This is a genomic window from Pseudomonas monsensis (genome assembly GCF_014268495.2).
In the GTDB taxonomy this organism is placed as follows: Bacteria; Pseudomonadota; Gammaproteobacteria; order Pseudomonadales; family Pseudomonadaceae; genus Aquipseudomonas; species Aquipseudomonas monsensis.
Genome location: NZ_CP077087.1, coordinates 4,893,829 through 4,909,901 on the forward strand (window position 1 = coordinate 4,893,829; position 16,073 = coordinate 4,909,901).

Below are 16,073 nucleotides of genomic sequence, written 5' to 3' on the forward strand. Positions count from 1 at the left end.
CAACGCCTCTGACGGTTCTGGATTGCGCGCTGCACAGTTAGAATAGCCGCCACTTTACGCCAGAAGCGACCCGCCATGACCGATCTGACGCTTTATCACAATCCGCGCTGCTCGAAATCCCGCGGCGCACTGGAGCTTCTCGAAGCCCGCGGCCTGACCCCGAATGTCGTGCGTTACCTGGAAACCCCGCTGAACGCGGCGCAAATCAAGGCCCTGCTCGGCAAGCTCGGGATCAGCGCACGCCAGTTGCTGCGCACCGGGGAAGATGAATACAAAATGCTTCAGCTGGCCGACACGAACCTCAGCGAAGCGCAATTGATCGCCGCCATCGCCGAACATCCGAAGCTGATGGAGCGACCGATTCTCGAAGTCGGCGACAAGGCCGTGATCGGTCGTCCGCCGGAGCAGATCCTGGAGTTGCTGCCGTGAGCGCGCCGTACATTCTGGTGTTGTATTACAGCCGCAGCGGCTCGACCAGCGAGATGGCCCGGCAGATTGCTCGCGGTGTCGAGCAGGCCGGCCTCGAAGCGCGTCTGCGCACCGTTCCGGCGATCTCCACCGAGTGTGAAGCGGTGGCCCCGGACATTCCCGACGAAGGTGCGCTCTACGCCACCCTCGATGACCTGAAGAACTGCGCCGGCCTGGCCTTGGGCAGCCCGACCCGCTTCGGCAACATGGCCGCGCCGCTGAAGTACTTCCTCGACGGCACCAGCAACCTGTGGCTGACCGGTGCACTGGTGGGCAAACCGGCCGGTGTGTTCACCTCCACCGCCAGCCTGCACGGCGGCCAGGAAACCACTCTGCTGTCGATGATGCTGCCGCTGTTGCACCACGGCATGCTGATCACCGGCCTGCCGTACAGCGAGTCGGCGCTGCTGGAAACCCAGGGCGGCGGCACGCCTTACGGCGCCAGCCATCACGCCGGGGCGGACGGTAAAAAAGGCCTCGATCAGCACGAAATGGCACTGTGTCGCGCGCTGGGCCTGCGCCTGGCCAAGACCGCACAAAAACTGGAGGGCTGAGGGTGGCGAAGAAGCCGAAAGTCCTGCCCTCCGTCGAGTGGCTCGAACCCCGCGTCAAGGCAATGCGGATCATCAGCCTGCTGTGCTTCTTCGGCCTCGCCGGGCTGCTCGCCGCTTACTACCTGATGTTCGCCGACCTGCACGGTGCCCGACCGTGGGTGATTCTGCTGGTCGAGCTGATCCCGTGGATCGTTCTCGCCCCGGCGATGATCATGGGCAGCGCCCGCGGGCATTCGTGGATGTGCTTTGTGGTGAACCTGTATTTCATCAAGGGCGCACTGGCGGCCTATGACCCGAGCCGGCAGCTGTTTGGTGTGTTGGAGATGGTCGCCAGCCTGGCGCTGTTCTGTTCGGCGCTGCTGTATGTGCGGTGGCGATATCAGTTGAATCGCAAACTGGCGGGTGAAGGCGAAGTCTCCGTCGCCTGACAAACCGCTATCGCTGGCAAGCCAGCTCCCACAGGTTTCTGTGTCGATCACAAAGTTGTGTTTCAACACAGGCCCTGTGGGAGCTGGCTTGCCAGCGATTAGAGCGACGCGGTCTTAATGATTGACGGTGTACGCGAGCATCATCGAAATCTGGCTCATCGGCCGCCCGCCACTCTGTTCATGCCACTGGTTGAACGTCTCCTGCACAATCGCCAGATCGCGCAGGCTGGTCGGGGCCTTGTCGACGATCTTTTGTGCATTCAGCGCGGCGACCACGTCGTAGCTCGGCACGAAGGTATCCTTGCCGACCATGCGCAAAAAGCGTGGCGCCGACAGCCCGCCCAGCTGACTCCCGCGCTTTTTCAGGTAGGTCCACAGACCGACGATATCGGTCACCGGCCAGTCAGCGATCAGCGCGCCGAAACTGCCCTTCTCCTTCTCGACATCGAGGATGAACTGCGCATTGCGCGGCACGCTCTTGAGCTTGCCCAGGTGGCGAATGATCCGCACGTCCTGCATCAGGCGTTCGAGGTGCTCGGCGCTCATCAGCACGACTTTTTCCGGGTCGAACTTGAAGAACACGTCCTCGAAGGCCGGCCACTTGGCGTCCACCAGACTGTGCTTGAGCCCGGCGCGGAATACGCGCAGGGCCATGGTCGAGAGGTAGCGGTCGTCGCTGATCTTGCGCAATTGCGCCGCGGTCTTGGGAACGGGCAGATGGGCTTCCAGTTCAGCCGCCGAACCGAAGCGGTTCAGACAGTATTCGTGCAGCCACTTGTAATCGCGCATGCCCTCTCCCGGGAAATGAAAATGAAATTCTACCTTTGAACACAAAACACTGTGGGAGCGAGCTTGCTCGCGAAAGCGGTATGCCATTCAACATTGATGTCGGCTGACACGACGCCTTCGCGAGCAAGCTCGCTCCCACATTTGAAGTATGTTTACAGGTTTACGACGTTAACGAAGCGCGAAGCCGCTGTTTCGTCGATCTTCAGGCTGGTGAAGTCGAACAGATTGCGGTCGGCCAGTTGCGACGGCACCACGTTCTGCAGACTGCGGAAGATGCTTTCGGTTCGACCCGGGGTCTTGCGCTCCCAGTCCTGAAGCATTTCCTTGACCACCTGACGCTGCAGGTTTTCCTGCGAACCGCAGAGGTTGCACGGGATGATCGGGAAAGCCTTGAAGTCCGAGTAGGCCTGGATGTCCTTCTCGTTGCAGTAGGCCAGCGGGCGAATTACCACGTTACGGCCGTCATCGGCACGCAGTTTCGGCGGCATCGCCTTGAGGGTGCCGTTGAAGAACATGTTGAGGAAGAACGTCTCGACGATGTCATCGCGATGGTGACCGAGAGCCATTTTGGTCGCGCCGATTTCGTCGGCAAAGGTGTACAGCGTGCCGCGACGCAGGCGCGAGCACAACGAGCAGGTGGTCTTGCCTTCCGGCACCAGCTCCTTGACCACCGAGTAGGTGTCTTTCTCGACGATGTGGTACTCGACGCCCAGCTCTTTCAGGTAGGCCGGCAGCACGTGCTCGGGGAAACCCGGCTGCTTCTGGTCCATGTTCACCGCGACGATCTCGAACTTGATCGGTGCAACCTTCTGCAGGTGCATCAACACGTCGAGCATGGTGTAGCTGTCCTTGCCTCCGGACAGGCAGACCATGACCTTGTCGCCGTCTTCGATCATGTTGAAATCGGCGACCGCTTCGCCGGCCAGGCGGCGCAGGCGCTTTTGCAGTTTGTTCTGGTTGACCGTAAGAGTGCCCATGACGCGAAATCCGTGAGGTGTGACGAAAGGCGGGCATTTTACGCAAAAACCCCGTGGGGGCGAAGGGCCGAGAGTCTGCCCCATGCTTCCGAGGTCTGCATTGCCCTCTGTGGCGAGGGGATTGATCCCCGATCGGCTGCGCAGCAGTCGTCAAACCATCCATCGCGAAGTATCGGGAAAATAGAGTTCTGAGGTTTTGGGGCGGCTTCGCACCCCATCGGGGATAAATCCCCTCACCACAAATGTATTTCAAAGATAAAAAAGAGCTGATGCCAAGACCCCAAGGCGATTAAGCCCCGTATTTACAGCGCGATTTGCTCTAAGCCCCCAGTCCCAGTGCGGTTAAGACCTTTCTATACTGCGTCATAAGGTCGCACACATCTGAAGACCTGTATTTGCTCGGCCACCTTGGCCCGTAGGCGCTCCGCTGGGGGGCGATGGCAATAACAAGAGGAGTGACTGGCATGATCCATCACGTAGTGGGACTGTTTACCCACCCCGATCAGGAATGGAAGGAGATCCGTGGCGACCAAGAGGAAAGCATCAGCCACATGTACCTGACCCACACGCTGATTCTCGCGGCGATTCCGGCCGTTTCGGCGTTTATCGGCACCACCCAGGTTGGCTGGGTGATCGGCAACCGGGCGCCGGTGATGCTCACCGTCGAAAGCGCGATCTGGATGACTGTGATGTCATACCTGGCGATGCTCGGCGGGGTCGCGGTGATGGGCGCATTCGTGCACTGGATGGCGCGCACCTATGACGCCAATCCGAGCCTGGCCCGTTGCGTCGCGTTCGCCACCTACACCGCGACGCCGCTGTTCGTCGGCGGCCTGGCGGCGCTGTATCCGCACATGTGGCTGGGGATGATCGTCGGCACGGCGGCCATTTGCTACACGGTCTACCTGCTGTACGTCGGGTTGCCGACGTTCATGAACATTCCCTCGGACGAAGGCTTTCTGTTTTCCAGCTCAGTGCTCGCGGTCGGTCTGGTGGTGCTGGTGGCCATCATGGCGTTCACCGTGATTGTCTGGGGCCTCGGCGTAGGGCCGGTGTATACCAACTGACATGATTCCCCCCCGAGAACGACAAGATCTGCCAATACAGGCCGCCGCAAGGCGGCCTTCTCGTTTGGCGGATGACCATTCGGCAGGTCGGCGATTCGCAAGTCCGGGAGGTTGCGGCATACTCGACGCCTCTGGAGATCCATCAAGCATGCCCGAGCAACTCAATACCCGCGTCGAAGACTGTTACCAACTCGCAGAAGCCTTTTTCAAACGTCATTTCCAACGCCCCGTCGTCAGCCTCAAGCTGCGCGGGCAAAAAGCCGGTGTCGCGCATCTGCACGAGAACCTGCTGCGCTTCAACCCGCAGCTGTACCGGGAAAACACCGAACACTTCCTCAAGCAGACTGTGGCCCACGAAGTCGCGCACCTGATCGCCCATCAACTGTTCGGCGACCGCATCCAGCCACACGGCGAAGAGTGGCAACTGATCATGCGCGGGGTCTATGAACTGCCGCCGGATCGCTGCCACACCTACGCCGTCAAACGCCGCAGCGTGACCCGCTACATCTACAAATGCCCGTGTGCCGACAGTGATTTTCCGTTTTCGGCACAGCGTCATAGCCTGGTGCGCCAGGGCCGACGGTATTTGTGCCGTAGATGCCGCAACACCTTGGTATTCAGTGGTGAGATGCGGGTGGAATAGTCAGTTTTCAGCTGGACCGCAGGGCCTCATCGCTGGCAAGCCAGCTCCCACAGTTTTCGAGGTGCTCACAGGCTCTGTATACGACACAAAACCTGTGGGAGCGGGCTTGCCAGCTCCCACAGTTTCCAGGTGCTCACAGGCTCTGTATACGACACAAAACCTGTGGGAGCGGGCTTGCCAGCTCCCACAGTTTCCAGGTGCTCACAGGCTCTGTATACGACACAAAACCTGTGGGAGCTGGCTTGCCAGCGATGAGGCCGGTACAGGCCCTAAAGAATGACTTTGGAAGCACGCAACTCGGCAATCCGCTGCGCACCAAACCCCAACTCGCCCAACACCTGCTCCGTATGCTGCCCCAACCCCGCCCCGACATGTCGCGGTGCCGGCAGCGCCTCGGAGAATTTCAGCGGACAGGCAATCTGCGCCTGCGTCGTACCATCCCCACGCGGCACCTGGGTCACCAGTTCACGCGCCTGCAACTGGGGATGCAGCACCGCCTCGCTCAGATTCAGCACCGGCTCGACACAGGCATCGACCCCGGCGAACAATTCACACAGCTCGGCAAAGTCGTGTTTCTCGAATTCCACTTTCAGTGCGTCCTTCAATAACCGCTGCTGCTCGGGCTTGGGCGACAAGCCTTGCGCCGCCAACTCTTGCCGGCCCAACGCCGCACACAGTTGCTGCATGAAGGCCGGCTCCAGACTGCCCACCGACAACCAGCGCCCGTCACGCGAGCGGTAATAGTCATAGAAGCTGCCGCCATTGAGCATCTGGTCTTCCCAGTGCGGTTCCTCGTCACAGGCCAGGTAACCGGCACCGGCCATCGCGTGCAGACTGAACGCGCAATCGGTCATGCTCACGTCCAGATGGGTGCCCTGCCCGCTCTGTTGCCGGGCAATCACCGCCGCCAGCAGGCCGATCACGCCGTGCAGCGAACCACCGGCGATATCCGCCACCTGCATGCCCAGCGGCAACGGACCGCTGTCGGCGCGACCGGTATAACTGGCCAGCCCGGCCAGTGCGAGGTAGTTGATGTCATGCCCGGCGCGATCCTTATACGGCCCGGTCTGGCCGTAACCGGTGATCGACACGTAAATCAGCTTCGGGTTGATCGCCTTCAACGCTTCATACCCCAGGCCCAGGCGCTCCATCACTCCGGGGCGGAACTGCTCCAGAACAATGTCGTAGTCGCCCAGCAACTGCCTGATTACCTCCAGCGCCTCGGGCTGCTTGAGATCCAGCGCGAGGCTGCGCTTGTTGCGGTTCAGATAAGCGTGGCTGGCCGACACGCCCTGATCGTGGGGCGGCAGCACCCGCAGCAGATCCATACGGCTCGGCGATTCAATGCGCAGCACCTCGGCGCCCATGTCCGCCAGTAACAGCGAGGCGAACGGGCCTGGCAGCAGGGTCGAGAAATCCAGAATCTTCAATGAGGCCAGCGGCGCAGACATGGGCGATCTCCTTGGGCAATGCACCCAGCCTAGGCAGCGATGCCGCGTCCGGCAATCACCGGATATGTCAGCGGGTGTGACCGTTACGCTCAAATCAGGGGCAAGAAAAAACCCGCCGAAGCGGGTTTCTCAGTGCATCTGTGGCGAGGGAGCTTGCCCCCTCGCCACAGAGTATTACCCGAGTGTTACTTGACGTTGCTCGGGGTCGCGCCTTCAGCCACACCCAGGTCATCTTCAGGACGGGTGTCAGCGATACCACGACCGCCCGAGGCCAGCTCGGATTGCAGCACGTCGGTGTCCAGCTCTTTCACCCACTTGGCAACCACGATGGTCGCGACGGCGTTGCCGACCAGGTTGGTCAGGGCACGGGCTTCGGACATGAAGCGGTCGATACCGAGGATCAGCGCCAGACCGGCCACCGGCAGGTGACCGACCGCCGACAGGGTAGCGGCCAGTACGATGAAGCCCGAACCGGTCACGCCAGCCGCACCTTTGGAGGACAACAGCAACACCACCAGCAGGGTGATCTGGTGGGTGATGTCCATGTGCGTGTCGGTTGCCTGAGCAATGAACACGGCCGCCATGGTCAGGTAGATCGCGGTGCCGTCGAGGTTGAACGAGTAACCGGTCGGGATCACCAGACCTACAACCGACTTCTTCGCGCCCAGACGCTCCATCTTGATCAGCATGCGTGGCAGTACCGATTCCGACGACGAAGTACCCAGTACGATCAGCAGCTCTTCACGGATGTAGCGGATCATCTTCAGCACGCTGAAACCGTGCATGCGGGCAATACCGCCGAGCACGATCAGGATGAACGCCAGGCAGGTGATGTAGAAGCAGATCATCAGTTGACCCAGCTGCACCAGCGAGCCGACACCGTAGGCACCGATGGTGAAGGCCATGGCACCGAAGGCACCGATCGGCGCGAGCTTCATGATCATGTTGATGATGTTGAACATCACGTGGGCGAAGCGATCAATGAAGTCGAGGATCGGACGACCGTAGTCACCCAGGCGATGCAAGGCGAAACCGAAGATCACCGAGAACATCAACACTTGCAGGATGTCACCGGTGGCGAATGCACCGACGATGGTGGTCGGGATCACGTTGAGCAGGAAGCCGACAACGCTCTGGTCCGCGCCTTGTGCCACGTAGGTGGCGACTTTCGAGGCGTCCAGGGTGCTGACGTCGATGTGCATGCCGTTGCCCGGTTGCACGATGTTGACCACGACCAGACCGACCAGCAGGGCGATGGTCGAAACGATTTCGAAATACAGGAGTGCGTAACCGCCGGTCTTGCCGACCGATTTCATGTTCTGCATGCCGGCAATGCCGGAAACCACGGTGCAGAAGATGATCGGGGCGATGATCATTTTGATCAGTTTGATGAACCCGTCACCCAGTGGCTTTACCGCGACACCGAACTGCGGGTAGTAGTGACCGAGCGCAATACCGATGATGATTGCGATGATCACCTGGAAATACAGGGATTTGTACAGTGGCTGACGAGTCGTCATTGCAAGTGTCCTCAAGCGTCCCGCGGGCAACATCCATCTGTTGAACGCAGAACCTGAATTGCGAACCCTCCTGCACTGGAGGGATTTGTTGTTCGAGCAGCACTTTTCCTACGGGAAAAACGCACGCTTCTGTCGCTTTTATCGCAAACGCCGTGCCACCTTGGTGCAATTCGCTGCAAGCCTTTTGATATCAGGACTTACAGGCTTTTCTGTGTCACTGTTCGGTGACTCAAGGATGGCGGATTTCCGCCAACTCACCGGCTCTCGTCCTACAATTTGGCGGAAATCCGCCTTGTTGCCGATGGAAAGCCCCGGCTACCATCCGGCGCCTGAGGAAGGATCTGCCGCTTATGCGCGAACGCACCATCGCCAGTCATTTCGCCCGTGCTGCCCTCGGTGGCGCACGTCGCCTGGGTTTCGATTATTCGAACCTGCTGTCGCAACTGGGCATCAGCCCGGAATTGCTAGATGAACCCCGCGCGCGCATAGCTCCGGAACAATTCACCCGGTTGATCCAGAACCTGTGGCTGGCCCTGGACGACGAATACCTCGGTTTCGGCCATGCACCCAGCAAACCCGGCAGTTTCGCCATGATGTGCCATGCCTCGATTCACTGCCGCAATCTGGAGAAGGCACTGCAACGCGGTTTATTGTTTTATAGCCTATTCCCGCAAGCCCCGCGCCTGAGCCTGCGCCGTGAAGACGAATGGGTGCGCCTGAGTCTCGATGATGCGCAGCTATGGGATCCGGATCACTTTCTCAGCGAAAGCCTGCTGGTGATCTGGCATCGCCTGGGCAGTTGGATGATCGGCCAGCGGATTCGCCTCGAACAGGCCACGTTCAGCTACCCGCGCCCCGCCCATGGTGCGGAATACGAGTTGCTGTTCCCCTGCTCCACGACCTTCGGCGCCGGGCAGAGCGGTCTGGTCTTTCACAGCCGCTACCTGCACATGCCGTTGTTGCAGGACGAACGCACCCTCAAGCATTTCCTCGAGCGCTCCCCCGCCGACCTGCTCTCGCGCCCCGACGACGGCGACAGCCTCAGCAGCCGCCTGCGCCGCTTGCTCAGCCGCGACAGCGCGCGCTGGCCGGATCTGGAGGCGGTGGCCGCGCACCTGCACATCAGCCCGCAGACGTTGCGCCGGCATTTACGTGAGGAAGGCACCAGTTTTCAGGCGCTGAAAGATCAGTTGCGGCGGGATATCGCCATTTACCATTTGGGCCGCGCGGATCTGTCGTTGCAACAGATCGCCGAGCAGCTCGGGTTTTCCGAGCCGTCGGCGTTTCACCGGGCGTTCAAGAAGTGGACGGGGCTGACGCCGGGGGCTTATCGGGCGCAGGAGCAGTGATCTGCTCGCAGCCTGTGGCGCCTTGACTGGCCTGATCGCTGGCAAGCCAGCTCCCACAGTCTCCGGGTCGAACACAAAACCCTCGAACGACATCGAAACCTGCACAAGGAGCTGGCTTGTCAGCTCCCACAGTGTCCGGGCCGAACACAAAACCCTCGAACGACATCGAAACCTGTGGGAGCTGGCTTGCCAGCGATGGCGCCCGAAAGGCCGGCGACTAAACCGCCGGAAAATGAATCCTGAACGCCGCCCCGCCCATCGGCGAATCCCCCAGCATCAGTTTGGCGTTGTAACTCTCGATGATGTCCTTGACCACCGCCAGCCCGATGCCCTGCCCCGGATGCTGACGATCCAGGCGCTCGCCACGCTCGAGAATTCGCGCACGCTGATCAGGTGGCACGCCCGGGCCATCGTCCTCGACGCACAATTCGACCCCGGCCAGGGTCTCGCGCACGCTGATGCGCACTTCCCCCAGGCACAGACGATAGGCGTTCTCCAGCAGGTTACCCATCATCTCCAGCAGAGCGCCCTGCTCGATCGGCACATAACAATGCTCCGGCAGATCAAACGCCACGCGCACACGTTTGTCGCGATACACCTTGTCGAGGGTGTCGCACAGGCTTTTCAACACCGGCTGTAGCCGCACCTGATGGCGCACCAGACCGCTTTTGCGCAGGCTGGCGCGTTGCAGTTGATAGCTGATCTGCTGGCTCATGCGTTCGATCTGGCTTTGCAGGACCCAGGCCTGATCGAGGTCCTTGGGGCGCTGGGCCATGTCTTCACTGACCCCTTGCAGCACGGCCAACGGGGTTTTCAGGCTGTGCGCCAGATCATCCAGGGAGTCGCGATAGCGGCTGCGCTGTTGCCGCTCGCTGAGCAGCAAACGGTTGAGCGAGCCGGTCAGGCGCAACAGTTCGCGCGGGTGTTGTTCAGTCAGGCTTTCGCGAGTGCCGCCTTCGATTTCATCGAGTTCCTGGCTGAGCTGACGCAAGGCCTTGAGGCCCCAGGACAGGCCGATCCAGAGCAATACCAGCAATACCAGCAGCGCCGCGCCAAAACCCAGATAGAGATTCTCGCGCAGGCCTTCGAGGGTGGTTTCGTATTCGCGCACCGGTTGCAGGGCGACGATGCTGAACGCTGCGTTTTTGCCGCCAAGCAGTTTGACTTCAACGTCATAGACGAAGAATTCCTGACCGTTGGTCTCGCGAATCCGCGCGAACTCGTTGCCGAGTCCATCGTAGCGCGGTTTGTAATTGATCTGTTCTTCCTGGGTGGCTCGCGAACGCCAGACCAGATGCCCTTCGCGGTCGTAGATGTAGCCGAGCAAGCGGAAGTCGGTGAGGTTGAAACGCTCGTCCGGCAACTGATCGGGCATCAGCAGCCGACCGTTCTCGACCCGCGCCGCGGAAATCAACGTGGTGACGTCCGAAGCCAGACGCTGCTCGATCGAATCCTGCAGCGCGAGACTGAACGCACCTTGCATCGCCGGAAGCAACGCCAGCATGAACAACACCGCCAACGTGGCGGCGGCGAGCATCAAGCGAACGCGAAGGGAACGAATCAAGTGCAGCGCTCATTGAACAGGTAGCCGAGACCCCGCACGGTGTCGATCGGTTTGAACCCGGCCGGGCCTTCGAGCTTGCGGCGCAAACGGCCGACCAGCACTTCGATGACATTCGGATCGCGTTCGTCGTCATCCGGGTAAAGCTGTTCCATCAAGCGATCCTTGGGCACCACTTGCTGGTGGTGCCGCATCAGGTATTCAAGGATGCGGTATTCGTAGGCCGTCAACGCCAGCGGCTCTTCATCCAGCGATGCCTGTTTGCGATTCAGGTCGAGCAACAACGGCCCGGCGACGATGGTCGATTGGGTGAACCCGCTGGAGCGGCGCAACAGGGCATTCAGCCGCGCATCGAGTTCTTCGAACTGGAACGGCTTGACCAGATAGTCGTCGGCGCCGGCGGCGAGGCCTTCGACCTTGTCCTGCCAGTTGCCGCGCGCGGTGAGGATCAGGATCGGGAAAGCCTTGCCGCCGGAGCGCAACTGGCGAATCAGGTCGAGACCGCCCATGCCCGGCAAGCCCAGATCGATCACCGCCAGATCGAAGTTGAACTGTCCGGTCTGGTACAGCGCCTCTTCGGCATTGGCCACGGACTCGACCACGTGACCGCTCTCCGTGAGGCGGGTTTGCAGGTGATGACGCAACAGCGCTTCATCTTCGACGACCAACAATTTCATAACGCTCTCCCGGGTAAATCAAACGCTCCAACTTCAACAGCCTACCTGTGGGGGCGAACCTGCTCGCGAAGGCGACGGCACAGGCAACAACTTTCTCACTGCTGTTCGGTAGGGTGCAAGGTTAGCAAGCCGCCCCTGTACCTGCCCTGAACACTCTCTGAACCGGCGCCGAATCAAATCGACTAGGCTGTCCTGACCACTTTCGACAAGGAGACCGACCATGCGCCTGTTCCTCGCACTCACCCTGCTCGCTGTCAGCAGCCTGGCCAACGCCGCGATCAAGACTCAGGAGATTCCCTACCAGAGCGCCGACGGCACACAACTGATCGGCTATTACGCCTACGACGACGCGATCAAGGGCAAGCGCCCGGGCGTGGTGGTGGTGCATGAATGGTGGGGCCTGAACGATTACGCCAAGCGCCGCGCCCGCGACCTCGCCGGGCTGGGTTACAGCGCACTGGCGATCGACATGTACGGCGAAGGCAAGAACACCGAGCACCCGAAGGATGCGATGGCGTTCATGCAGGCCGCGACTCAGAACGCGGCCGCTGCGAGCAAGCGTTTCGAGGCCGGGCTGGATCTGCTGAAAAAACAGCCGCAGACCGACATTAATAAAATCGCCGCCATCGGCTATTGCTTCGGCGGTGGCGTGGTCCTGAACGCTGCGCGCCAGGGTGTGCCGCTGGCAGGTGTGGTGAGTTTCCATGGTGCACTGGCAACCACGACCCCGGCCACGCCCGGCAGTGTGAGGGCAAAGATTCTGGTCGAACATGGCGCGCTGGACAGCATGGTCAGCGCCGACAACGTCACCGCGTTCAAGGCGGAAATGGACAAGGCCGGTGCCGACTACACGTTCGTCAGCCTCAACGGCGCCAAACATGGTTTCACCAATCCGGATGCCGACCGCTTGAGCCACGGCGAACACGGTGGCCCGGATATCGGCTACAACAAGGCCGCCGATGAAAAATCCTGGGCGGACATGAAGGCGTTTTTCCAGAAAATCTTCAGCTGATCAAACGCTGCAGGATGACCTGTGGCGCGAGGGAGCATGCTCCCTCGCCAAAAAAGCATGACCTACTACCCAGCATCGACATCAACCGGCAAAATGCCCGCCATGAATGTCAGCCCGATCCTTCCCGCCTGCTGCACCCCGCTCGACGCCCACTGGCCGTTGCCAAACGTCTTGCCCGACACCGTCCTGCTCAGCACCCATTTCGACCCGGCGCAACTGCTCGGGGATGATTTCCAGCGCAGCGCCGTCGTGCCGCCGCCGAGTATTCAGCGTTCGGTCGCCAAGCGTCAGGCCGAGTTTCTGGCCGGGCGTATCTGCGCCCGTGCGGCGCTGCAACAACTGCAAGGCGCAGGGGTTGTCCCGCCGATTGGCGAAGATCGCGCACCCGTGTGGCCGCCGCACATCTGCGGCTCGATCACCCACAGCACCGGGCGTGCGGCGGCGATAGTCGCCAACAAACAGCACTGGCGCGGCCTGGGCATGGACCTGGAAAACCTGCTCGACAGCGAGCGCGCCGAACGCCTCGCCGGAGAAATCCTGACGCCGGCGGAATTGCAGCGCATGGCCGCCGGCTCGCCAGAGCAGTTGGGCCTGTGCGTGACGCTGACTTTTTCGGTGAAAGAAAGCCTGTTCAAGGCGCTGTATCCGATCGTGCAACAGCGTTTCTATTTCGAGCACGCTGAAGTGCTGGAGTGGACGGCGCAAGGTCACGTGCGACTGCGGCTGCTGACCGATCTGTCCGCAGAATGGCGTCATGGCACTGAGCTGGAGGCGCAATTTGGGGTGCAGGAGGGGCAGTTGTTGAGTCTGGTGAGCATCCCTGCCTGAAATCTTTATCGCCGCTCAGGACCCCATTGCCGGCCGGCCCGCTCCCCCAGGCTCCGGGCGTGCGCAAGCCCTGTGGAAGCTGCCTTGCCAGCGACGGGGCCAGCAAAACCATCACAAATACTCAACGTCGCTCCTGATTCCTCGGCCAGCTCAGGCTGAAACACGCCCCTCCCAGACTCTTGCTCTTGCCAATGATCGCCCGGCCGTCATGCCAATGGATGATCCGGCGCACGATCGACAACCCCAGACCGTGCCCGCCCGACGCTCGCGTCCGGCTGTCATCCAGGCGCAGGAACGGCGTGAAAATCCGCTCCCACGCCACCTCCGGCACACCTGGCCCGTCATCCTCGACATCGACCCGACAACGCAACTGCCCGACCTGATAACTCACCGTGACCTTCGAACGCGCATGGCGCATGGCGTTGCTCACCAGATTCTGCAGCGCCCGGTGCAGATAACGCGGCTCGGCCTCGACCCAGGCCCCGTCATTATCGGCAGCAGACAGACACAACCCCCGCTGCACCGTGACTTCGGCACGCAACGGCGCCAGTTCCTCGATGACTTGATTGACCAGCGCATCCAGATCAATGCGCTGGAACGTCAGCGCCGGCGAACCCTGTTCCAGACGTGCGTAAGTGAGCATTTCATCGACCAGCTTATCGAGGTCCTCGATATCGTGATCCATGCCTTCGCGGTACTTTTCCAGCGCCTGCGGCGTGGTCGCCGAGCCGATCATTTCCAGACCGAAACGCAGACGCGCCACCGGCGTGCGCAATTCGTGGGACACCGCCCGCACCAGTTCACGCTGGATGGCCAGCAACTGCTGCAAGTGCTCGGCCATTTTGTTGAAGGCTGACGCCAGCCGCCCGACCGAGTCGGCGCCGCGCGCCGGCACGCGGGTTTCCAGACTGCCCTTGGCGATCCGCGTGGCGGCGGCTTCGAGGCCACGCAAGCGGCGCTCGAGCTGACGCACCAACAGGTAAACGATCAGGCCGATCAGGCTCAGCCCGAGCGCCGCGATCAGCACCAGCCATTGCGGCGGATACGGATTCATCTGATACAACGGGCCGATTTCCAGCACCCACGGCGTACCGACCATGCCGGCGAACACCCGGATCGAATCGCCGCCCTTGCCCAGCGCCATCACCGTATCGCCCTCGGCGACGCGGCGGCTCTGGTCTTCGTCCATGTCGGCGTCTTCCACGGTGACCAGGCGCAGATCAAAACCGAAGCCTTTCTCTTCCTTTATCTGCGCAAGACGCCTGGGCTGTTCGCCGACCGGCACGCGCACCAGTTCATCGGCCAGCAGGTAAATCGTCGCCCGGGCCAGTTGTTCGCTGATCTGCTGCACTTCCCCCACCAGCACAAGCTGTTCTTTATCACTGACCAGCCGGAAGACCCTGGCCGCGTGTGGGCCAGTCTGTTCTACCAAGGCCTGGCCGCGCTGCACGCGGGTGCGCTGAGCCAGATCGAGGTCGGTCTCGGCAAACTTTTTCAGTGCCAGCGGAATGCCGAGCAATCGTTCCCACACCAGCAAGGCACGATGCCGCTCGGTTTCGTTCATCGGTTGCAGGTTGTCGGCCATCAACGAAAACGTGCCGTGGGCCAGACGCTCGCGGTACTGCTCGCTGCGCACCTGATTGAGCAGGTTCAGCGCCAGCACGCCGAGCACCGCCACCAGAATCAGCGCCGCGCACATGCCACCGTAGATGCGCAGGAAGATCGAGTTCACAGCGGCAGGTCTGCGCAGGCTTCAGGGACGAACAGGTAGCCTTTGCTGCGAATGGTCTTGATCAGCCGTGGATGGTCGGGGTCGTCGCCGATTTTCGGACGGATGCGCGAGATGCGCACGTCGATCGAGCGGTCCTGGCCGTCGTAGCCGATGCCACGCAGGGCGGTGAAGATTTCTTCCCGTGACAGGATGCGCCCGGCGTTGGACACCAACAGCCAGAGCAGGTCGAATTCGGCGCTGGTCAGCTCGATGCCGGTGTCGCTCAGCCAGGCTTCGCGCAAGGCGTTGTCGACCACCAGCGGGCCGAATTGCAGACGCCGGGATTTCTCGCTGGCCGGTTCCGGTGTGTCACTGCGGCGCAGCAACGCCTGAACGCGCGCCAGCAACAGGCGCGGGCGCACCGGTTTGCACACGTAATCGTCGGCACCGAGGTCGAGGCCCTGAATCTGATCGGCATCGTCAGTGCGTGCGGTGAGCATCAGAATCGGCCCGTCGTACTGACTGCGCACTCTGCGGCAGATGCTCAGGCCATCCTCGCCCGGCAACATCAGGTCGAGGATCACCAGATCCGGCTGCTCCCTGATGATCCGCGCCGCCGCCAGCGCCCCGTTGCCTTCAATGTCTACACGCAATCCATTGGCTTGCAGGTAGTCACGCGTCAACTCGGCCAGACGCTGGTCATCCTCGACGATCAATACCTGAAAGGCTTGTTGCTCCACCGCTGACCTCTGCTTTCCATTGTTATTAATAAAGGAGGTACGCCTGACTCAACACAATACCCCGTGGGACCGGGCTTGCTCGCGAAGGCGACGGCGCGCTCGACATTGAGGCTCCATGACACAGCGCATTCGCGAGCAAGCCCGCTCCCGCAACCCTGCGCCAGTCACTGACTGACATCCTGTCCCCCGTCTTTTTGTCATCTTTTCGGAGGATAAGAATGCGTACTTGTGGGCCGATTGTATAAACGGCGTACAGCCAGAACACAAGTCGGTAAATGCGTTCGGACAAGGCGGTTTT

General features: G+C 61.2%; 16 protein-coding genes. 8 read left to right on the forward strand and 8 right to left on the reverse strand.

Annotated features, from left to right (window positions below; genetic code table 11):
* The first annotated feature begins 75 nt into the window (after positions 1 to 75).
* The 3 genes from arsC to HV782_RS21600 are packed head-to-tail and all read left to right on the forward strand — an operon-like array spanning position 76 to position 1,450.
* Positions 76 to 429, forward strand: coding sequence for an arsenate reductase (glutaredoxin) (gene arsC / locus HV782_RS21590; RefSeq protein ID WP_123466916.1), 354 nt, complete (start codon positions 76 to 78; stop codon positions 427 to 429).
* Entirely contained in the window at positions 426 to 1,022 is a 597-nt protein-coding gene (gene wrbA / locus HV782_RS21595) for an NAD(P)H:quinone oxidoreductase (protein ID WP_123466919.1), read from the forward strand. The genes arsC and wrbA overlap by 4 nt, the downstream gene beginning before the upstream one ends.
* A gap of 2 nt (positions 1,023 to 1,024) precedes the next feature.
* Positions 1,025 to 1,450: a DUF2069 domain-containing protein gene (locus HV782_RS21600; RefSeq protein WP_186744998.1), complete on the forward strand. Its 426-nt coding sequence runs from the start codon at positions 1,025 to 1,027 to the stop codon at positions 1,448 to 1,450.
* 114 nt (positions 1,451 to 1,564) lie between these two features.
* Here the strand turns inward: HV782_RS21600 and HV782_RS21605 are convergent, their stop codons facing one another.
* Together HV782_RS21605 and ttcA are read right to left on the reverse strand one after the other, a co-directional pair.
* On the reverse strand, positions 1,565 to 2,239 hold the full coding sequence (locus HV782_RS21605; protein ID WP_186745001.1) for a DNA-3-methyladenine glycosylase I: 675 nt from the start codon (positions 2,237 to 2,239) through the stop codon (positions 1,565 to 1,567).
* Between the two features lie 152 nt (positions 2,240 to 2,391).
* Positions 2,392 to 3,216, reverse strand: coding sequence for a tRNA 2-thiocytidine(32) synthetase TtcA (gene ttcA, locus HV782_RS21610; RefSeq protein WP_123466926.1), 825 nt, complete (start codon positions 3,214 to 3,216; stop codon positions 2,392 to 2,394).
* A gap of 464 nt (positions 3,217 to 3,680) precedes the next feature.
* Here ttcA and HV782_RS21615 point away from each other — a divergent pair, with 464 nt between their 5' ends.
* Positions 3,681 to 4,283 carry a Yip1 family protein gene (locus HV782_RS21615; protein WP_007917515.1) on the forward strand — a complete coding sequence of 201 codons (603 nt, stop codon included), beginning with the start codon at positions 3,681 to 3,683 and terminating at the stop codon, positions 4,281 to 4,283.
* 148 nt (positions 4,284 to 4,431) lie between these two features.
* Complete coding sequence (locus tag HV782_RS21620) at positions 4,432 to 4,926, forward strand: SprT family zinc-dependent metalloprotease (protein ID WP_041067555.1); 495 nt, start codon at positions 4,432 to 4,434, stop codon at positions 4,924 to 4,926.
* Positions 4,927 to 5,195: 269 nt separating this feature from the next.
* Here HV782_RS21620 and HV782_RS21625 read toward each other — a convergent pair whose 3' ends face one another.
* Together HV782_RS21625 and HV782_RS21630 are read right to left on the reverse strand one after the other, a co-directional pair.
* On the reverse strand, positions 5,196 to 6,377 hold the full coding sequence (locus tag HV782_RS21625; RefSeq protein ID WP_186745003.1) for a CaiB/BaiF CoA transferase family protein: 1,182 nt from the start codon (positions 6,375 to 6,377) through the stop codon (positions 5,196 to 5,198).
* 185 nt (positions 6,378 to 6,562) lie between these two features.
* A complete protein-coding gene (locus HV782_RS21630) occupies positions 6,563 to 7,897 on the reverse strand; it encodes a dicarboxylate/amino acid:cation symporter (RefSeq protein ID WP_186745006.1) in 1,335 nt (444 codons plus the stop codon).
* A gap of 350 nt (positions 7,898 to 8,247) precedes the next feature.
* Here HV782_RS21630 and HV782_RS21635 point away from each other — a divergent pair, with 350 nt between their 5' ends.
* Positions 8,248 to 9,246 (forward strand): AraC family transcriptional regulator, encoded by a 999-nt coding sequence (locus HV782_RS21635; RefSeq protein WP_186745008.1) that lies wholly within the window; start codon positions 8,248 to 8,250, stop codon positions 9,244 to 9,246.
* A gap of 217 nt (positions 9,247 to 9,463) precedes the next feature.
* Here HV782_RS21635 and HV782_RS21640 read toward each other — a convergent pair whose 3' ends face one another.
* Together HV782_RS21640 and HV782_RS21645 are read right to left on the reverse strand one after the other, a co-directional pair.
* A complete protein-coding gene (locus HV782_RS21640) occupies positions 9,464 to 10,810 on the reverse strand; it encodes an ATP-binding protein (protein ID WP_123466934.1) in 1,347 nt (448 codons plus the stop codon).
* Complete coding sequence (locus HV782_RS21645; RefSeq protein WP_123466936.1) at positions 10,807 to 11,484, reverse strand: response regulator transcription factor; 678 nt, start codon at positions 11,482 to 11,484, stop codon at positions 10,807 to 10,809. Before HV782_RS21645 ends, HV782_RS21640 begins: the two co-directional genes overlap by 4 nt.
* Positions 11,485 to 11,704: 220 nt before the next feature.
* On the opposite strand from HV782_RS21645, the gene HV782_RS21650 reads away from it, so the two are divergent.
* Positions 11,705 to 12,496: a dienelactone hydrolase family protein gene (locus HV782_RS21650; RefSeq protein WP_186748595.1), complete on the forward strand. Its 792-nt coding sequence runs from the start codon at positions 11,705 to 11,707 to the stop codon at positions 12,494 to 12,496.
* Between the two features lie 102 nt (positions 12,497 to 12,598).
* A complete protein-coding gene (locus HV782_RS21655) occupies positions 12,599 to 13,324 on the forward strand; it encodes a 4'-phosphopantetheinyl transferase family protein (RefSeq protein WP_128614896.1) in 726 nt (241 codons plus the stop codon).
* Between the two features lie 121 nt (positions 13,325 to 13,445).
* Here HV782_RS21655 and HV782_RS21660 read toward each other — a convergent pair whose 3' ends face one another.
* Both HV782_RS21660 and HV782_RS21665 read right to left on the reverse strand, forming a co-directional pair.
* Positions 13,446 to 15,056 carry an ATP-binding protein gene (locus tag HV782_RS21660; protein ID WP_128614892.1) on the reverse strand — a complete coding sequence of 537 codons (1,611 nt, stop codon included), beginning with the start codon at positions 15,054 to 15,056 and terminating at the stop codon, positions 13,446 to 13,448.
* Positions 15,053 to 15,775, reverse strand: a complete 723-nt coding sequence (locus tag HV782_RS21665) for a response regulator (protein ID WP_186748594.1) — start codon at positions 15,773 to 15,775, stop codon at positions 15,053 to 15,055. The genes HV782_RS21660 and HV782_RS21665 overlap by 4 nt, the downstream gene beginning before the upstream one ends.
* Positions 15,776 to 16,073: the final 298 nt, after the last annotated feature.